Origin of the sequence: Pseudonocardia sp. CA-142604 (genome assembly GCF_050948475.1) — a bacterium.
In the GTDB taxonomy this organism is placed as follows: domain Bacteria; phylum Actinomycetota; class Actinomycetes; order Mycobacteriales; family Pseudonocardiaceae; genus Pseudonocardia; species Pseudonocardia alaniniphila.
Genome location: NZ_CP192045.1, coordinates 49,737 through 64,029, shown reverse-complemented (window position 1 = coordinate 64,029; position 14,293 = coordinate 49,737). Strand labels below are relative to the sequence as shown.

Below are 14,293 nucleotides of genomic sequence, written 5' to 3'. Positions count from 1 at the left end.
CGCTCACCGAACCGCGTCCGAGGTGTCCGTTTTATCGCTCCGTGGAATAGGGGTGGTTGTGACGGCCACTACCCCGGATTGGAATCGAGATGCGGGCTGGATTTCGAGGACAGACACCCCACGGAGGTATGCCGGTGAAGGCCGTCCGGGTACACGAGTACCACGTCGATCCGTCGATCGACGACATCCCCGAACCGAAGCTCGCGGGACCGCTCGACGTGATCGTGAAGATCGGTGGGGCCGGGGTCTGCCGCACCGACCTGCACATCCTCGAGGGTCAGTGGGCCGAGGCCATGAACCCCGCGCTCCCCTACGTCATCGGCCACGAGAACGCGGGCTGGGTCCACGAGGTGGGCGAGGGCGTCACGAACGTCGCCGTCGGCGACACGGTGATCCTGCACCCGCAGCCCTCCTGCGGGTTGTGCCTGGCCTGCCGGGCGGGCCGGGACATGCAGTGCGAGAACGCGTTCTTCCCCGGTCTGTCCGACAACGACGGTGGCATGGCCGAGTACCTGCGCACCACCGCTCGGGCATGCGTGAAGCTCAACCCCGACACGAACCCCGCCGACGTCGCCGCGCTCGCCGACGCCGGCATCACCGCCTACCACGCCGTGCGCAAGGCCGTCCCGTCCCTCTACCCGGGCACGACGGCCGTGGTGCAGGGCGCAGGCGGGCTCGGTCACATCGGCATCCAGGCGCTGGCGGCGCTCACTGCCACCCGCATCATCGTGGTCGACCGCAACCCCGACGCGCTGGCGCTGGCCAAGCAGATCGGCGCCGACGAGACCGTGCAGGCCGACGGCAACCACGTCAACGCGGTCAAGGACCTCACCGACGGCAAGGGCGCGGACGTCGTGTTCGACTTCGTGGCCGAGCAGGGCGCCGAGAACGACGCGTGGCAGATGACCGCACCCGCGGGTTCGCAGTACATCATCGGCTACGGCGGTGAGGTGCGAATTCCGACACTGGACTTCGTGGCCGGCGAGAAGAACATCATCGGAAACATCGTCGGCACCTACAACGACCTGGCCGAGCTGATGGTCCTGGCGCAGGCCGGAAAGGTCACGCTGCACACCAAGCAGTACCCCCTCGACGCAGCTCTCGACGCCCTCCACGATCTCGACGCCGGCCGAGTACGCGGCCGCGCGATTCTCGTCCCGTAGTACCGATTTCCAGCTGGTTCCGCACCGACGCGAAAGAGGCCACCACATGTACGAGAAGGACGGCGAGAAATACTTCATCGTCGATTCACACAGCCATTTCTGGGATGCGAGTCGGGAGAACTGGAAGCCGGGAGCCGAGGAGTACGCGAAGGGTTGGATCGACTGCTTCTACGGCTACCACCAGCTCGGCCCGCCCGAGACCCACTGGGACTACGAGAAGTACCTGAAGGTCACGCCCGAGGACTTCGAGCGCGACATGTTCACCGAGGGGCACGTCGACTACGCGATCTTCCAGTCGACGTACCTCAAGGAGTGGTACACCACCGGCTTCAACACCGCGGCGAAGAATGCCGAGCTGCTCGAACGGTGGGGTGACCGGCTCATCGTGAACGGCCGTTTCGACCCGCGCGACGGCGACGCCGGCATGGCCGAGCTCGAGGCCGACGCCGAGAAGTACAACCTCAAGGGCGTGAAGCTCTACACCGCGGAGTGGAACGGGGCCTCCCGGGGCTGGAAGCTCACCGACCCCGAGTCGTACCGGTTCCTGGAGAAGTGCCAGGAGCTCGGCATCAAGAACATCCATGTCCACAAGGGCCCCACGATCTGGCCGCTCAACAAGGACGCGTTCGACGTCGCCGACGTGGACCAGACCGCCACCGACTTCACCGACCTGAACTTCATCGTGGAGCACGTCGGCCTGCCGCGTATCGAGGACTTCTGCTTCATGGCGGTGCAGGAGCCCAACGTCTACGCGGGTCTGTCCGTGGTGATCGGCGGCCTGATGCACGCCCGGCCGAAGTTCTTCGCCAAGGTCATCGGTGAGCTCATGTTCTGGGTCGGCGAGGACAAGATGCTCTTCGGCGGCGACTACAACATCTGGGTGCCGAAGTGGCAGGTCGAAGGTTTCGTCGACTGGCAGATGCCGGACGACGAAGCATTCACCGACTACGCGAAGCTCACCACGGAGACGAAGAAGAAGATCCTCGGGCTCAACGCGGCGAAGCTCTACGACATCCCGGTTCCCGAGGAGCTCCAGATCCGCACCACGGCGGGAGCCGACCTTCAGCCCGGCGAGGAGCTCGTCAAGGACGCCGCGGGGGCGCAGGCGTGATGCAGAGCCCACCCGGTTCCGAGCTTCGGGACGCGGTGTGGGCCGCGCTGGGGACGGTGCTCGACCCGGAGCTGGACGAGCCCATCACCGAGCTCGACTTCGTCGAGTCGTGCACCGTCTCCGAGAGCGGCGCCACCGGCGCTGCCGAAGTCGTGGCGACCGTCGTCCTGCGGCTGCCCACCTTCTTCTGCGCGCCGAACTTCTCGTTCCTGATGGTCGCCGACGCCTTCGACGCCGTCTCCGCGGTGCCGGGGGTCACGCGGGCCGACGTGACGCTGGCCGACCACCACGCCTCAGCGGAGATCAACAGCGGGGTGGCCGCCCAGGCGGGGTTCGTCGGGTCGTTCGGGGAGGAGGCGGGCGCGGAACTCGACGAGCTGCGCGCACAGTTCCTCCGCAAGGCCGCGCTCGCAGGCCAGGACCGCGTCGCCCGGCCGCTGGTCGACGCCGGCGCCGGTCCCGACGAGCTCGCCGAGCTGACCCTCGGCTCGGTGCCGCCGTCGGCGGAGCTGGACCGGCTCCGTGAGCGGCGGGCGGCGATCGGGATGGCGCACGGCGACGATGCGCCACTGCTCGTCCACGCCGACGGCAGCCGGGTCACCACCGCCGAGGTGCCGCTGCACCTGCGGCGGGCGCGGCTGCAGCGGATCGGGATCGAGACCAACGGCGAGTACTGCAAGAGCCTGCTCAAGACGAGGTACGCCGACGCAGTCCGCTAGCTCGAGCGGCTGCTCAGCGGGGTGACACCACCGACGTACGACGTCGGGGGGTCACCCCGCTCTCGTCGCGCCTCCACCCCCGCGGGTGGCGGGTGGCGGGAGGTCAGCTCACCTTCACCCGCAGCGTCCGGAAGCCGCGAAGGATGTTGTGCAGAACGGGCTCGGCCTCCAGGATCTCGAACCGCTGCACCCGCTCCGCCAGTGCGGTGAACAACGCGAGCATCTCGATACGGGCGAGGTTCATGCCGACGCACGCATGCGGGCCCGCCCCGAACGCGAGGTGGTCGCCGGGGCGGCGCCGCACGTCGAACCGGTCGGGATCCGGGTATTTGCGCTCGTCGCGGTTGCCCGACCCGTAGAACACGATGGCCCGCGAACCTTCGGGTAGCACCACGCCGTCCATGTCCACATCGCGCGCCACATATCGGGAGAAATCCTGGATCGGCGATTCCATCCGCAGCACCTCGCTCATCGCGCTGGCCATCAATCGCGGTTCCTTGCGCACCAGGTCCCACTGGTCCGGATTCGTGGCGAACAGGTACACCGCGCTACTGATGGCGAAGATCGTGGTATCCAGACTCGGCCCCATGTAGTCGATCATCAGGACCGGGCACACCTCGGCGGGCACCTCGCCACGCTCGACCGCGTCGTGGATTCCCTCCGCCCAACTGCCGGGCTTCACCCTGCCGGGCACCGCCTCGTTGGTGGCGTACCCCACCATCTCCTTGAGGACCGGAAAGGAACGGGCCGTGCGGTCGTTCATCGGACCGAAGCAGTTGAACATCTCCTCGGCCCACACCAGCATCCGTTCCCGGCCCGCCTCCGGAAGCCCGATCAGCTCGGAGACGACGGTCACCGGGAGATGGCTCGCCAGTTCGGACGCCGCGTCGAAGGTGCCCTGCGCCACCAGCCGATCCACCACGCTTCCGGCTTCCGCCGTGATCTGCGCCCGGGCATCTCGCAGCGCTCCAGGCATCAACGGGCGGATGAGCACGTCCCGCAGCGCCCTGTGCTCGGGACCGTCGGTGCACAGCGTGTTCCCGCGCAGGACCTCGTTCATGTCGTCGTTCATCATCACGCCGTAGCGCGACGGAAAGGTCTCCCAGTCCTCGAGCGCCCGCCGCACGGATTCGTACCGCGCGAGCGCGAACATCTCGTAGCGGGGCAGCCAGACGGCAGGACCCGCATTGCGTAGTTCCCGATACCCGGACCATGGATCCAGCAGGGCTTCGTCGCTGTAAGGATCGTAGTCCGACCACGGGGCGGATAAGATCAGGCTCCTGTTCAACACGCGCGTTCTCCTCATCGCCGGGTTCATGGCGACGATATTTGCAGCAATAGATCGAAACTATCCATGGAACGCGGAAGGCAGGCCAGAAAACGCGACCGAACAACGGCGAACCTCAGCACGGTCGCTGATGGCCGTTCAGGGCAATACCGTATAGACCCGGAACAAGTTCTCCAGCCGATACCTGTCGTCGGCCAGGCGGTGGCACGCGAGCCGATCGAGGAGGGCCCGGCGGACCGCGTCGGGGCCGGCGGCGGCTGCCGCTCGCCGTCCGATCCCCGAGCCGAGCACGGGAACGACCAGCTCGTCGGCATCGGCGTAGTCGAACGGGCACACCACCTCGTGCAGCGCAGCGACCCGCAGGCCCGCCAGCGTGACGAGCTTCCGCAGCCGGTCGGGGTCGGTCAGCGGCGGCGGACCACCCGCGGCGCGGCGCGGCGGGAGCCATTGAGCAAGGGCCTCGCCGAACGCGCGAACGTCACACTCCTCGTCACGTCCCCACACCGTGACCACGACCGTGGTGCCGACCGACGCAGCCCTCCGCAGCACCAGGACCGGGTTGGTGACGTGTGAGAGCAACTGCACGGCGGCGACGACGTCGAACGGACCTGGCGGCGGGTCGTGGGCGTCGCCGAAACGGAACTCGGCCTTGGGCACGGCAGCGGCCGCAACCGAGACGGCAGAGCGGTCCGAGTCGATCCCCGTGACGAGCGCACCCCGCTCGACGGCCGCCCTCGCGAACTCGCCGGATCCGCAGCCGAGCTCCAGCAGGGTGGTGCCGGGACCGGCCCCGGCCGCGTCGAGCACCCGCTCGTACAGCGGCCGGGCCCACCCTCTGGGGCCGTCGTCCACCGTGGCGACCCTAGCGTCGGCGCGTCCCTACCGACAGCACGCGGCTCGGCCGCGCCGGGCCATAGTCTCGCTCCGTGGACGTTCATGCTCTTGTGTTCGATGTGTTCGGCACCGTCGTCGACTGGCGCACCGGGGTGGCACGCGAGGTGAGCCGGCTGCTCGGTGACGCCGTCGACGCCGAGGCCTTCGCCGACGCCTGGCGCGGGCGCTACGTCCCGTCCATGAACCGGGTGCGCAGCGGGGAGCAGCCCTGGACGAACCTGGACGAGCTGCATCGGGCTTCTCTCGACGAGCTGCTCACCGAGTTCTGGGTGCCGGACACCCCGTCCGACGTGCGTACTGAGCTGGTGCAGGCCTGGCACCGGCTCGACCCCTGGCCCGACTCCGTCGAGGGTCTGACGCGCCTGAAGCGACAGCACGTGATCGCGACGCTCTCGAACGGGAACGTCGCGCTCCTCGTCGACATGGCCAAGCACGGCGGCCTGCCGTGGGACACCGTGCTCTCCGCCGAGCTGTTCCGGCACTACAAGCCGGACGCCGAGGCGTACCTCGGCGCGGCGCAGTTGCTGGACCTGCCGCCCGAGCAGGTGCTGATGGTCGCCGCCCACCTCGACGACCTGGCGGCTGCTCGCGCGGCCGGCCTGCGCACGGCGTACGTCCACCGGCCGCGCGAACGCGGCGACGAGGCCCCGCCACCTGCGGCCACGGACCCGGCGGCGGACCTCACCGTGGATTCGCTGACGGAGCTGGCCGAGCGCCTCGGGGCGTGACCTGCGCCTGGATCAGCCCCAGACGTCCTGCGCCACCTGGACGATCAGGCGCAGCTTCGCCACCTGCTCCTCCTGCGTGATGGCGTTGCCCTCCACTGTGGAGGAGAAGCCGCACTGCGGGGACAGGCAGAGCTGCTCGAGCGGCACGTACTTCGCCGCCTCGTCGATGCGGCGCTTGAGGTCGTCGGCGTTCTCGAGCTTGCCGGTCTTGGTGGTGACGAGCCCGAGCACCACCTGCTTGCCCGGCGGCACGAACCGCAGGGGCGCGAACCCGCCGGAGCGCTCGTCGTCGAACTCGCAGAAGAACCCGTCGACGTCGAGCTCGCCGAACAGGGCCTCGGCCACGAAGTCGTAGCCGCCCTCCGCCGCCCAGGACGAGCGGAAGTTGCCACGGCACATGTGCGTGGTGATCTTCATGTCGGCCGGTCGCCCCGAGATGGCCGCATTGATCTGCTTGATGTAGCGCAGGTGCTGGTGGTCGGCGTCCTCGCCCTTGGCGGTCATCTCCGCCCGCTGCGCGGGGTCGTTGAGGTACGCGAGGCTGGTGTCGTCCAGCTGGAGGTAGCGGCAGCCGAGGTCGGCGAGCGCGCGCACCTCGTCGGCGTAGGCCGCGGAGAGGTCCGCCCAGAACTCCTCGACGTCCGGGTAGATGCCCTTGTCGATCGCCGCCGTGCCGCCGCGGTAGTGCACCATGCTCGGCGACGGGATCGTCAGCTTCGGCACGGCGTTGGTGGTCTGCTCCGCCAGGAAGCGGTAGGCGTCGGCGAAGATCGGCTTTTCGAGCCGCACCTTGCCGGTGACGGCGAGGCCCGCCGAGGTGAAGGCCCCCTCGCCCTCCGCGTTGATCATCCGCACACGGATCTGCTCGTCGGTCTTCGTGACGCCGCCGAGCTGGTAGATGAAGTCCATGTGCCACGACGTGCGGCGGTACTCGCCGTCGGTGGCCGCCTGCAGGCCGATCTCCTCCTGCATGGCCACGGCGTCGCGGATGGCGTTGTCCTCGACCTCGCGCAACCCGTCGGCATCCAGGGCACCCGCCGCGAAGCGTTCCCGCGCCTCGAGCAGGGCTTTGGGGCGGAGCAGGCTCCCGACGTGGTCGGCGCGGAACGGCGGCTCACTACGTCGATGCATGGTCGGCAATGTATCGCCGAGATGACCTTCCTCGGACCGTGACATTCCACATGATGGAAGAAGGCTTTACAAGGCGCGTGTAACGCTTGGGAGATGGAGCATGGCGTTGTCACCTTCCTGACCGACTACGGCATCGACGGCCCGACGCTCGCCAGGGCCGTGGAGGAGCGCGACCTCGATGCCGTCTTCCTCTGCGAGCACACCCACATCCCGACCAGCCGGCAGTCGGCGTGGCACGGGGGTGCAGAGCTGCCGCGGCGCTACTCGCACACGCTCGACCCGTTCGTCGCGCTCGGGGCGATGGCGACCGTGACCGAACGGATCGCGCTGGGCACGGCCGTGTCGCTGGTGCTGCAGCACAACCCGATCGGGCTGGCGAAGACCGTCGCGAGCGTGGACCGGCTCGCGAACGGCCGGTTCGAGCTCGGGGTCGGGCCCGGGTGGAACCGCGAGGAGATGGCCAACCACGGCATCGACCCGAGCACCCGCACCGCCCGGATGCTGGAGCACATCGCGGCGATGCGGGAGATCTGGGAGAACGACGAGGCCGAGTTCCACGGCCGCTTCGTCGACTTCGACCCGATCTGGTCGTGGCCCAAGCCGGCGAGCGCGCCTCCGATCCTCATCGGCGGCGAGGGCCCGACGGTGCTCGACCGGGTGCTGGAGCACGGCGACGCCTGGCTCCCGCGCGGCAGCACGCCCGACGAGGTCGAGGCGCTCGCGCCACGGCTCGCCGAGCTGCGCAGCCGGGCCGGCGACGCGGGACGTGAGGACATCACGGTCACGCTGTTCGCAGGCGACGTCGACAAGCTGGTGCTGGAGGCCGCCGAGCGCGCCGGCATCCACCGCGTGCTGTTCCTGCTGCCGGACGGTGACACCGACGTGGTGCTGCCCTACCTCGACCAGTACGTCGCCGCGCGGGGCTGACCCACCTCACTCGGAACGGGGCACGGCGGCCGCCACCCGGGCGGCCGCGTGGCGCACCACCCGTTCGAGCTCCCACCGCCTGTCGGTGAAGTCCGCACGCGTGACCGACACGCCGAGCGCCGCGGTGACCTCACCGCCGGGGCCGCGGACGGGGGCGGCGACCCCGGCCACACCGGGCTGGTACTCCTCCACCTCCACCGCGGCGCCGTCGGACCGGATCCGCATCAGCTCGCGGTCCAGGGCCCTGCGATCGCCCACCGTCTGCGGGGCGAGCCGGGGCATCCCGCGGCGGCCGATGAGCTCCGCCAGCCGTCCGGGACGCATATCGGCCAGCATCACCTTCCCTGCGGCGATGGCGTGCGCCTCGGTCGGCTCGCCGACGCGCATCGGCGCGGGGCGCGGGTGGTCGGTGCAGTCGTCGATGTGCGCCACCACGACGTCGACGTCGCGGAAGACGGCGAGGTACGCCGCGGCCCCGGTGGTGGCGTGCACCTCGTGGAGCACGGCCCGCACGGGCGCGGGCGGGCGGACCTGCTCGGTGAGGCCGCGGTGCAGCTCCGCAACGCGGTAGCCGAGGCCGTAACCGCGCACGTCGTGCAGCCGGACGAGGTAGCCCTCCTCGACGAGCGTGCCGAGCGCGCGGTAGACGGTGGGGAGCGGGGCACCGAGGCGCCGCGCGATGGCCTTGGCCGTGACGCCATCGCCCGCGGCGGCAACCGCCTCGACGACCCGGAGCGCCCGGGTGATCGAGGACCCGGTGGTGTGCCCCGGTGTCACGGGCACCAGTGTCGGGTAGAACGTGCGTCACGCGCACCTCATCTATGGACGGGGACCACCTGATGAACGACGACGACCTGCACCGCCGGATCGACGAGCTGGTTGCCGAGGAACACCGCCTGGAGCGCGCCCACGTCGGGCAGGCGCTCTCCGACTCCGAGCAGAAACGCATGGAAGAGCTCGGCGTGCAGCTGGACCGCTACTGGGACCTGCTGCGCCAGCGTGACGCCCGTCGCCGCGCAGGCCTCGACCCCGACCAGGCCCAGGAGCGGTCGGGAGACGTCGTGGAGGGCTACCGCCAGTAGTTGGTGGAAGCCCAGGCCGCGTTCCGGCACGGCCTGGGCGCACTGCACCTGCCTGGCTGCCCGCTCAGCGGTCGGGCTCCGTCACCACGAGCAGCACGACGAGCTGCGACCGCGTCGGGTGCCGGGTGATCTCGACGTCAGCAGCCCAGCACGCCGCCGCGAGCAGCGACCGGTTGGCGTGGAACGCGTGCACGTCCACACCTGCTGGACACCACAAGAGCACCCGCACACCGCGTGGGCGCGGACTGGACAACAGGATCGCAGGTAACCGACCCGACCACGACATGATGTTGGCCTGCACCATCCCCACCCGCAGACGATGTTGCACCAACACCACCTGCGTGCCCTCGGCCACGACCCGGCGCCCCGGCGGCCACCAGCCACACCCGACCCCCGCCGCAAGCGCGAGACCCACGGCGGCGATCGGGTGGATCGCGCCGGCGAGGACGCTGAAGCCGTAGGGAATGCCGAGCCCGAGTGCGAGCTCGTACCTCCAGCGCCAGATGACGAGGAGCGGGTTGAGCTTGCGGCGGCGTGGAACGAACCGCCGCACGAGCTCGTCGAACTCCCAACGGTCATCGTCGCGCCTCATCGTGGCTCCCCCGCTTGAGGCGCCGGAGCCGGCGTGATCACCCCGGTCCCCTCGCAGACCGGGCAGGAGGCGGCCCCGTCGAGGCCCGATCCGGCGCAGTCGGCGCACTCCTGCCTCAGGTCCCACCGGCTGTCGCGGTAGACCTGGGTGCGGGTACCGGGGATGCGGGAGATCTGAAGACCCATCTCCCGGGCGCGGCGGTCGGCCCGCGCCGTTACATGATCGTCGATCTTGTCGAATATGGCGGCAATCGCTCCTCGCCGCCGAGGCCGTGCGGGCGTACCTTCCACGTCGGGTGCCTCGATTCCGTGCCTGCGGATCCATCGAGCGCTCGCTGAACCGGATTGCCGTCCGGTCGGCACTGGCCGACAGCGCGAGCTCGTGCTGTCGGTCGCCAGCAGGGGTGCGCCGTGCGCGCTGGAACGTTCGCGGCGCGCCCCTGTTTCACATCCACATCCAGCCGCTGGATGTGGCGCCCCCGAACAAGGGGGCGCGCGGCTGGTTGGCCGCCCCGAGCAAGGCCCATGAGGGCATGCCGGACTCACTGCAAGGCCTGCGGGGCCCCCGTGCCCACGTGCGGTAAGGTTCATCTAGCCTACCTACCTAACCCAGTAGGTAACACAGGCGTGCTCTTTACCTACTTGTAGGCTAACGGACTCGACCGTGATCCGCACCGCGAAGATCGGGGATCAACCGTGGCACCGCGACTCGGCGAAGAGCTGAAGTCCCGGCGAGAGCGACTGGGGCTCACCCAACGGGCTGTCGCGGAGCAGCTCGGGGTGCAGCGAGCCAGCCTCGCCCAGTGGGAGGGCGGCCGGCATCTGCCCTCCGCTGAGCACACGCAGCGACTGGACGAGATCTACGGCGCGCGCGGGGCTCTCGTCGCATTGGCGGACGGGGCTCGCCGGGGCGGCATACTGCCGAGCCCGCGCGCCTTCCGTTCGGTCGGCGACGTCTTCGCCGACGTGGCGCGAGCGCTGGTCGACAAGATGCACAAGGACCCGGAAGGTCGCCCGCTCGGCTGGGCGCACAACCTCGTCGGCAACCGGCCCACTCCGCTCAGCACGGCGTTCGTGATCCGCACGCTGCAGCAGATCGACGACGCCCAGGTCGATCTGCACGCCCTTGGCCGGGCACTCGTGGAGCGCAGGAACGACGGCGGCTGGACGAACCGGGTCGTCCTTCAGGGTCGTCCCGAGGTCACGTCGGTGGTCCTTTCGGCGCTCGCGCGCCTCGGGATGCTGACAGACGTCGACTCCGAGATCGAGAAGCTGGGGCAGAGCGTCGACGACCTCACGCGCTCCCGGCCCTACGTCCTGAGCGTGGTACTCGAGGCCGTGCTCGCGATCCGGCCCGAGGCGCGGTTCGTCGACGACCTGGTCGACGCCCTGCTCGAAGCGCGCATGCCGGTTGGCGACGCCCTGCTCTGGCCGGCGAACGCGGCGGCGCCTCCCGAACTGCTGGAGCCATCGTTGGCTCACACCGCAAGGGCCACCACGGTGCTCCGCCTCGCGAGGGGGGCTCGGTCACGCACCGACGTGGACGAGGCTGTCGACATGGGGACGCGGTGGATCGTCGCCCGCTCCAAGGAGGACGACGGCACCACTGAGCTGCTGGAACCCGATCCGGGCAACAAGGCGGCCGACATCTCGGTCAACCATTTCACCGCGGCCTGGGTGGTTCGCGCGCTGGCCGGCCGCGACGGCGTCCCTCCGCAGCGGCTCAACGCCGCGGTCAAGACGGTGTGGAACACCTACTCCCCGAGCCATCATCTGTGGGTCTGGCGTGCCGACGGCAGGCTCCCGAGCTGGATGACCCACGACGCGGTCGCCGCCCTTCGCGCGCTGGCAGGAGCCGCCGTCAGTTCCCCCGTCCCCCTGGACATCGGCGCCCCAGCCGCTGGGACAGCGACCCCCACTGCCGCGGGGGAGCAACGAAGATCACTAAGGTAGGCGCGCGTTGCTAGCTCGTCATCGCGTGCTCGGCCACGCGCAGGACACCCTCACCGGGGTACCGATCCACCGTCGCCCCAGCCCACCGGCCAGGCGCGCCTTCCCCCTTTCGACTGGACCCTGCCGGCCTCGACTCAGTCACGCCGCGTGTTTGGTCGACTACCGAATGTCTGCAGAGGGTTTCTCACCCCGGAGTATGCGTTGATCCCTACCCCGGTGGCGTCGCCAACGCCGCCGCTCGATGCTGTGACCGGGTTGCTGGCCGGTCACGCCGCGGACACCACGCTGCTCCGCGCGGCCCTCAAAACGCTCCTCGATGACCCTCCGGCTCTCGCGGCGTGGCTCATCTCGTTCGACGACGAGGAGCGGGCGGCACGCTGCGCGGCACGCTCGTACTGGCATCCCAACGGCTTCGCCAAGCTCGTGCTGCACGCCACCCCGGACTTCCGCATCAGGCTGCACATCTGGCCGGAGGGAACTGGCCGGCGTGGTGAGCCGAACCCCCACAGCCACCGCTGGGACTTCGCGTCCTCCGTGCTGGGCGGCGACGGACTCGTCAATGCCGAGTACGAAGAATCAACCGACGGCGCACCGTTCCACCGCCATCGCTACACGGGTGGGGGGATCGACGCCGTTCTGATCTCGGACGTCCCCACCGGGTTGACGGGCACGAAAAAACGGACGATCTCGACACACGAGATCTACGACGTCACCACCGACGTGATCCACACGATCGAGCCGCTCGGCACCTCGCTGGTCGCCACCCTGCTCGTCCAGGGCCCCCCCAAGATGGAGTCGACGCTCGTCTACTGCGCCCCCGGGCAGCAGGCCGATCAGCCGGGCATCCCGATCAGCGCCGATGACGTCCGGAAACTCGTGCGCGACATGCTGAACGCACCGGACGGACCGGGGGGACAGTTTTGAGTGCACCCGGCCTCGGGATCCTCTCCGATCGCGAGATCCGCGCCGCCTACGACAGCCACGAGTTGGGGATCGATCCTTTCGACCCCGAACTCCTGCGACCGGCCGCGCTGAGTTTGCGACTCGGGTTCGAGGCCTCGGTGCTCCGTTCCGACACCGAGGTCGACGTGGCTGACGCCACCACCTACCCCACGCTCGTCACGCGGGATCCGGACGGCGAGGGACGGCTCCGCCTCGACCCTGGCGAGGTGATGCTCGCCCCCACTCTGGAGCGGATCTCATTGCCCACCGGGATCGCCGGCCTCGTCGACGGCACGTCGGACTACGCCCGGCTCGGCATCAGCGTGGTTCTCTCCCATCAGGTCAGCCCCGGCTACGGGTCCGACATCGACGGCGGCGCGATCCTCACCCTGGAGATCGTCTCGCATCTTTCGCGAGCGGTCTTCCTCCGGCCGGGAACACGCATCGGCAACCTGATGCTGTTGCGATGCAGCCCCGTCGAGCGGCCGTACCCCGAGATGCCCGCCAACTATTCCCGAGACGTGCTGGTCCGGGCTTCCCGCTTGGCTGAGCACCATGTCGGCTGACAGCGCGTCAGGCGCGATCTCAGCCGTTACGCGGGGTATCGATTCCCCGGATCCGGAGGTCGTGGTCGACACCGATGCGACGATCTCGCTGGCAGACCTGGGTGAACGCCGGATCTACGACGAGGTGATCGAGCCGCGGTACCGCGACGTCCCCTCGTTCGGGGACGACTGCGCCGACTTCGGCCACGGCCTCGTGGTCACCACCGATTCGTGCCCCACCCCGCTCCTGGAGCGGATCGGCGAGCCCGACCTCTACTACGTGGGGTGGCTTCTCGCGACGATCAACCTGTCCGACCTCGCGGCAGCAGGCGCACTCCCCGAGGGGCTCGTCGTGAACTACACGCTTCCCTCGGACACCCCGGTGGGCGATCTCAAGAGGATCATCGAGGGAGTCGACGCGTGCGCGAAGTTTCACGGCACACGTGTGCTGGGAGGCGACATCCGGGACGGCACAGTGCGCCAGCTGTCCGCCACCGCGATCGGCAGGACTCTCCCGCGAAACTTCATGCGCGGCCGGTGGAGCAGCGGAAGGCTGAGCCGCCGGGGCGCGCGGGCCAAGGACGCGCTGATCCTGGTCGGAAACCCCGGCTACCTGTGGAGCGCGGCCCTCTTGAGCCGCGGCCACGCCGACGTCCCCGTTGACGTTCGGCTGCAGATCTTGGAGCGCGCACGTAGGCCAGTCGCGCAGTTGAAGGCCGCGCGGCTACTGGCCCGGCATGGCCTCGCGAAGGCCGCTATCGACGTCTCTGACGGCCTTTTCGCCGCCGTCCGCCTCCTCGCAGCCGCCAACGGTCTCGGGGCCGTCATGGAGCCGGAGATCGAGCTCGACGACGTTCTGAAGGACGTCTGCGATCAGTCCGGGGTGAGCAGCCTTCAGCTCGGACAGAACTGGGGTGACTGGTGTCTCCTGGTCGCCGTAGGACACCGGCAGGCGGCGTACGCGCTGCGGGCGCTCCGCAAACGGAACTTCAGCGCCCGCCGCGTCGGAACGCTCACCTCCGATACCGAAAAGCTCCTGGTGCGGTCGGAGAACGGCCCGATGACGTGGCAGGGCGTAGACCAGGAGCGGTTCACTGCGCGCTCGTGGCACGGCGACGGCATCGACGCGCACATCAGCTGGATGAAGGAGCAGAGCCAAGCCGTGGGATGCGCTTGAGAACCGGCTGAAGGCGCGGGGGCCCACAGGGTGCGCTGTCCG

At 69.4% G+C, this 14,293-nt stretch carries 15 protein-coding genes; 10 read left to right on the top strand and 5 right to left on the bottom strand.

Annotated features, from left to right (window positions below):
- Positions 1–134: 134 nt before the first annotated feature.
- Genes ACQPZQ_RS00315 through ACQPZQ_RS00305 form a run of 3 tightly spaced genes read left to right on the top strand, consistent with a single transcriptional unit; the run spans position 135 to position 2,993 of the window.
- Positions 135–1,163 (top strand): NAD(P)-dependent alcohol dehydrogenase, encoded by a 1,029-nt coding sequence (locus tag ACQPZQ_RS00315; protein ID WP_433290794.1) that lies wholly within the window; start codon positions 135–137, stop codon positions 1,161–1,163.
- Positions 1,164–1,209: 46 nt separating this feature from the next.
- The gene (locus ACQPZQ_RS00310) at positions 1,210–2,274 is read left to right on the top strand and encodes an amidohydrolase family protein (RefSeq protein ID WP_433290792.1); all 1,065 of its coding nucleotides are present in this window, start codon (positions 1,210–1,212) and stop codon (positions 2,272–2,274) included.
- Entirely contained in the window at positions 2,274–2,993 is a 720-nt protein-coding gene (locus ACQPZQ_RS00305) for an iron-sulfur cluster assembly protein (RefSeq protein WP_433290790.1), read from the top strand. Before ACQPZQ_RS00310 ends, ACQPZQ_RS00305 begins: the two co-directional genes overlap by 1 nt.
- Positions 2,994–3,096: 103 nt before the next feature.
- On the opposite strand, the gene ACQPZQ_RS00300 is transcribed toward ACQPZQ_RS00305, so the two are convergent.
- Both ACQPZQ_RS00300 and ACQPZQ_RS00295 read right to left on the bottom strand, forming a co-directional pair.
- The gene (locus ACQPZQ_RS00300) at positions 3,097–4,284 is read right to left on the bottom strand and encodes a cytochrome P450 (RefSeq protein ID WP_433290788.1); all 1,188 of its coding nucleotides are present in this window, start codon (positions 4,282–4,284) and stop codon (positions 3,097–3,099) included.
- Between the two features lie 135 nt (positions 4,285–4,419).
- On the bottom strand, positions 4,420–5,133 hold the full coding sequence (locus ACQPZQ_RS00295) for a class I SAM-dependent methyltransferase (RefSeq protein WP_433290786.1): 714 nt from the start codon (positions 5,131–5,133) through the stop codon (positions 4,420–4,422).
- Positions 5,134–5,207: 74 nt separating this feature from the next.
- Between ACQPZQ_RS00295 and ACQPZQ_RS00290 the strand changes: the two genes are divergently transcribed.
- Positions 5,208–5,903: a haloacid dehalogenase type II gene (locus ACQPZQ_RS00290; RefSeq protein ID WP_433290784.1), complete on the top strand. Its 696-nt coding sequence runs from the start codon at positions 5,208–5,210 to the stop codon at positions 5,901–5,903.
- A gap of 12 nt (positions 5,904–5,915) precedes the next feature.
- Here ACQPZQ_RS00290 and ACQPZQ_RS00285 read toward each other — a convergent pair whose 3' ends face one another.
- Positions 5,916–7,034 carry a 5-methyltetrahydropteroyltriglutamate--homocysteine S-methyltransferase gene (locus ACQPZQ_RS00285; RefSeq protein WP_433290782.1) on the bottom strand — a complete coding sequence of 373 codons (1,119 nt, stop codon included), beginning with the start codon at positions 7,032–7,034 and terminating at the stop codon, positions 5,916–5,918.
- Positions 7,035–7,127: 93 nt separating this feature from the next.
- Here ACQPZQ_RS00285 and ACQPZQ_RS00280 point away from each other — a divergent pair, with 93 nt between their 5' ends.
- Positions 7,128–7,961 (top strand): LLM class F420-dependent oxidoreductase, encoded by an 834-nt coding sequence (locus ACQPZQ_RS00280; RefSeq protein ID WP_433290780.1) that lies wholly within the window; start codon positions 7,128–7,130, stop codon positions 7,959–7,961.
- 6 nt (positions 7,962–7,967) lie between these two features.
- Here the strand turns inward: ACQPZQ_RS00280 and ACQPZQ_RS00275 are convergent, their stop codons facing one another.
- Positions 7,968–8,744, bottom strand: coding sequence for an IclR family transcriptional regulator (locus tag ACQPZQ_RS00275; protein ID WP_433290778.1), 777 nt, complete (start codon positions 8,742–8,744; stop codon positions 7,968–7,970).
- A gap of 56 nt (positions 8,745–8,800) precedes the next feature.
- Between ACQPZQ_RS00275 and ACQPZQ_RS00270 the strand changes: the two genes are divergently transcribed.
- Positions 8,801–9,043, top strand: a complete 243-nt coding sequence (locus ACQPZQ_RS00270) for a DUF2630 family protein (RefSeq protein WP_433290776.1) — start codon at positions 8,801–8,803, stop codon at positions 9,041–9,043.
- Positions 9,044–9,107: 64 nt separating this feature from the next.
- On the opposite strand, the gene ACQPZQ_RS00265 is transcribed toward ACQPZQ_RS00270, so the two are convergent.
- The gene (locus ACQPZQ_RS00265; protein WP_433290774.1) at positions 9,108–9,635 is read right to left on the bottom strand and encodes a hypothetical protein; all 528 of its coding nucleotides are present in this window, start codon (positions 9,633–9,635) and stop codon (positions 9,108–9,110) included.
- A 695-nt stretch (positions 9,636–10,330) separates the two neighbouring features.
- Between ACQPZQ_RS00265 and ACQPZQ_RS00260 the strand changes: the two genes are divergently transcribed.
- The 4 genes from ACQPZQ_RS00260 (at position 10,331) to ACQPZQ_RS00245 (ending at position 14,251) form a co-directional block, all read left to right on the top strand.
- Positions 10,331–11,587 carry a helix-turn-helix domain-containing protein gene (locus ACQPZQ_RS00260; RefSeq protein WP_433290772.1) on the top strand — a complete coding sequence of 419 codons (1,257 nt, stop codon included), beginning with the start codon at positions 10,331–10,333 and terminating at the stop codon, positions 11,585–11,587.
- 216 nt (positions 11,588–11,803) lie between these two features.
- The gene (locus tag ACQPZQ_RS00255) at positions 11,804–12,511 is read left to right on the top strand and encodes a hypothetical protein (RefSeq protein WP_433290771.1); all 708 of its coding nucleotides are present in this window, start codon (positions 11,804–11,806) and stop codon (positions 12,509–12,511) included.
- Complete coding sequence (gene dcd, locus ACQPZQ_RS00250; RefSeq protein ID WP_433290769.1) at positions 12,508–13,095, top strand: dCTP deaminase; 588 nt, start codon at positions 12,508–12,510, stop codon at positions 13,093–13,095. The genes ACQPZQ_RS00255 and dcd overlap by 4 nt, the downstream gene beginning before the upstream one ends.
- Before the next feature lie 61 nt (positions 13,096–13,156).
- The gene (locus tag ACQPZQ_RS00245; RefSeq protein ID WP_433290767.1) at positions 13,157–14,251 is read left to right on the top strand and encodes a thiamine-phosphate kinase; all 1,095 of its coding nucleotides are present in this window, start codon (positions 13,157–13,159) and stop codon (positions 14,249–14,251) included.
- The last annotated feature ends 42 nt before the right edge of the window (positions 14,252–14,293 follow it).

Bases quoted from the DNA above. Each gene is read 5' to 3' on its own strand.
- ACQPZQ_RS00285 (WP_433290782.1), bottom strand. From the start codon at position 7,034: ATGCATCGACGTAGTGAGCCGCCGTTCCGCGCCGACCACGTCGGGAGC.
- ACQPZQ_RS00310 (WP_433290792.1), top strand. From the start codon at position 1,210: ATGTACGAGAAGGACGGCGAGAAATACTTCATCGTCGATTCACACAGC.
- ACQPZQ_RS00265 (WP_433290774.1), bottom strand. From the start codon at position 9,635: ATGAGGCGCGACGATGACCGTTGGGAGTTCGACGAGCTCGTGCGGCGG.
- ACQPZQ_RS00270 (WP_433290776.1), top strand. From the start codon at position 8,801: ATGAACGACGACGACCTGCACCGCCGGATCGACGAGCTGGTTGCCGAG.
- ACQPZQ_RS00305 (WP_433290790.1), top strand. From the start codon at position 2,274: ATGCAGAGCCCACCCGGTTCCGAGCTTCGGGACGCGGTGTGGGCCGCG.
- ACQPZQ_RS00280 (WP_433290780.1), top strand. From the start codon at position 7,128: ATGGAGCATGGCGTTGTCACCTTCCTGACCGACTACGGCATCGACGGC.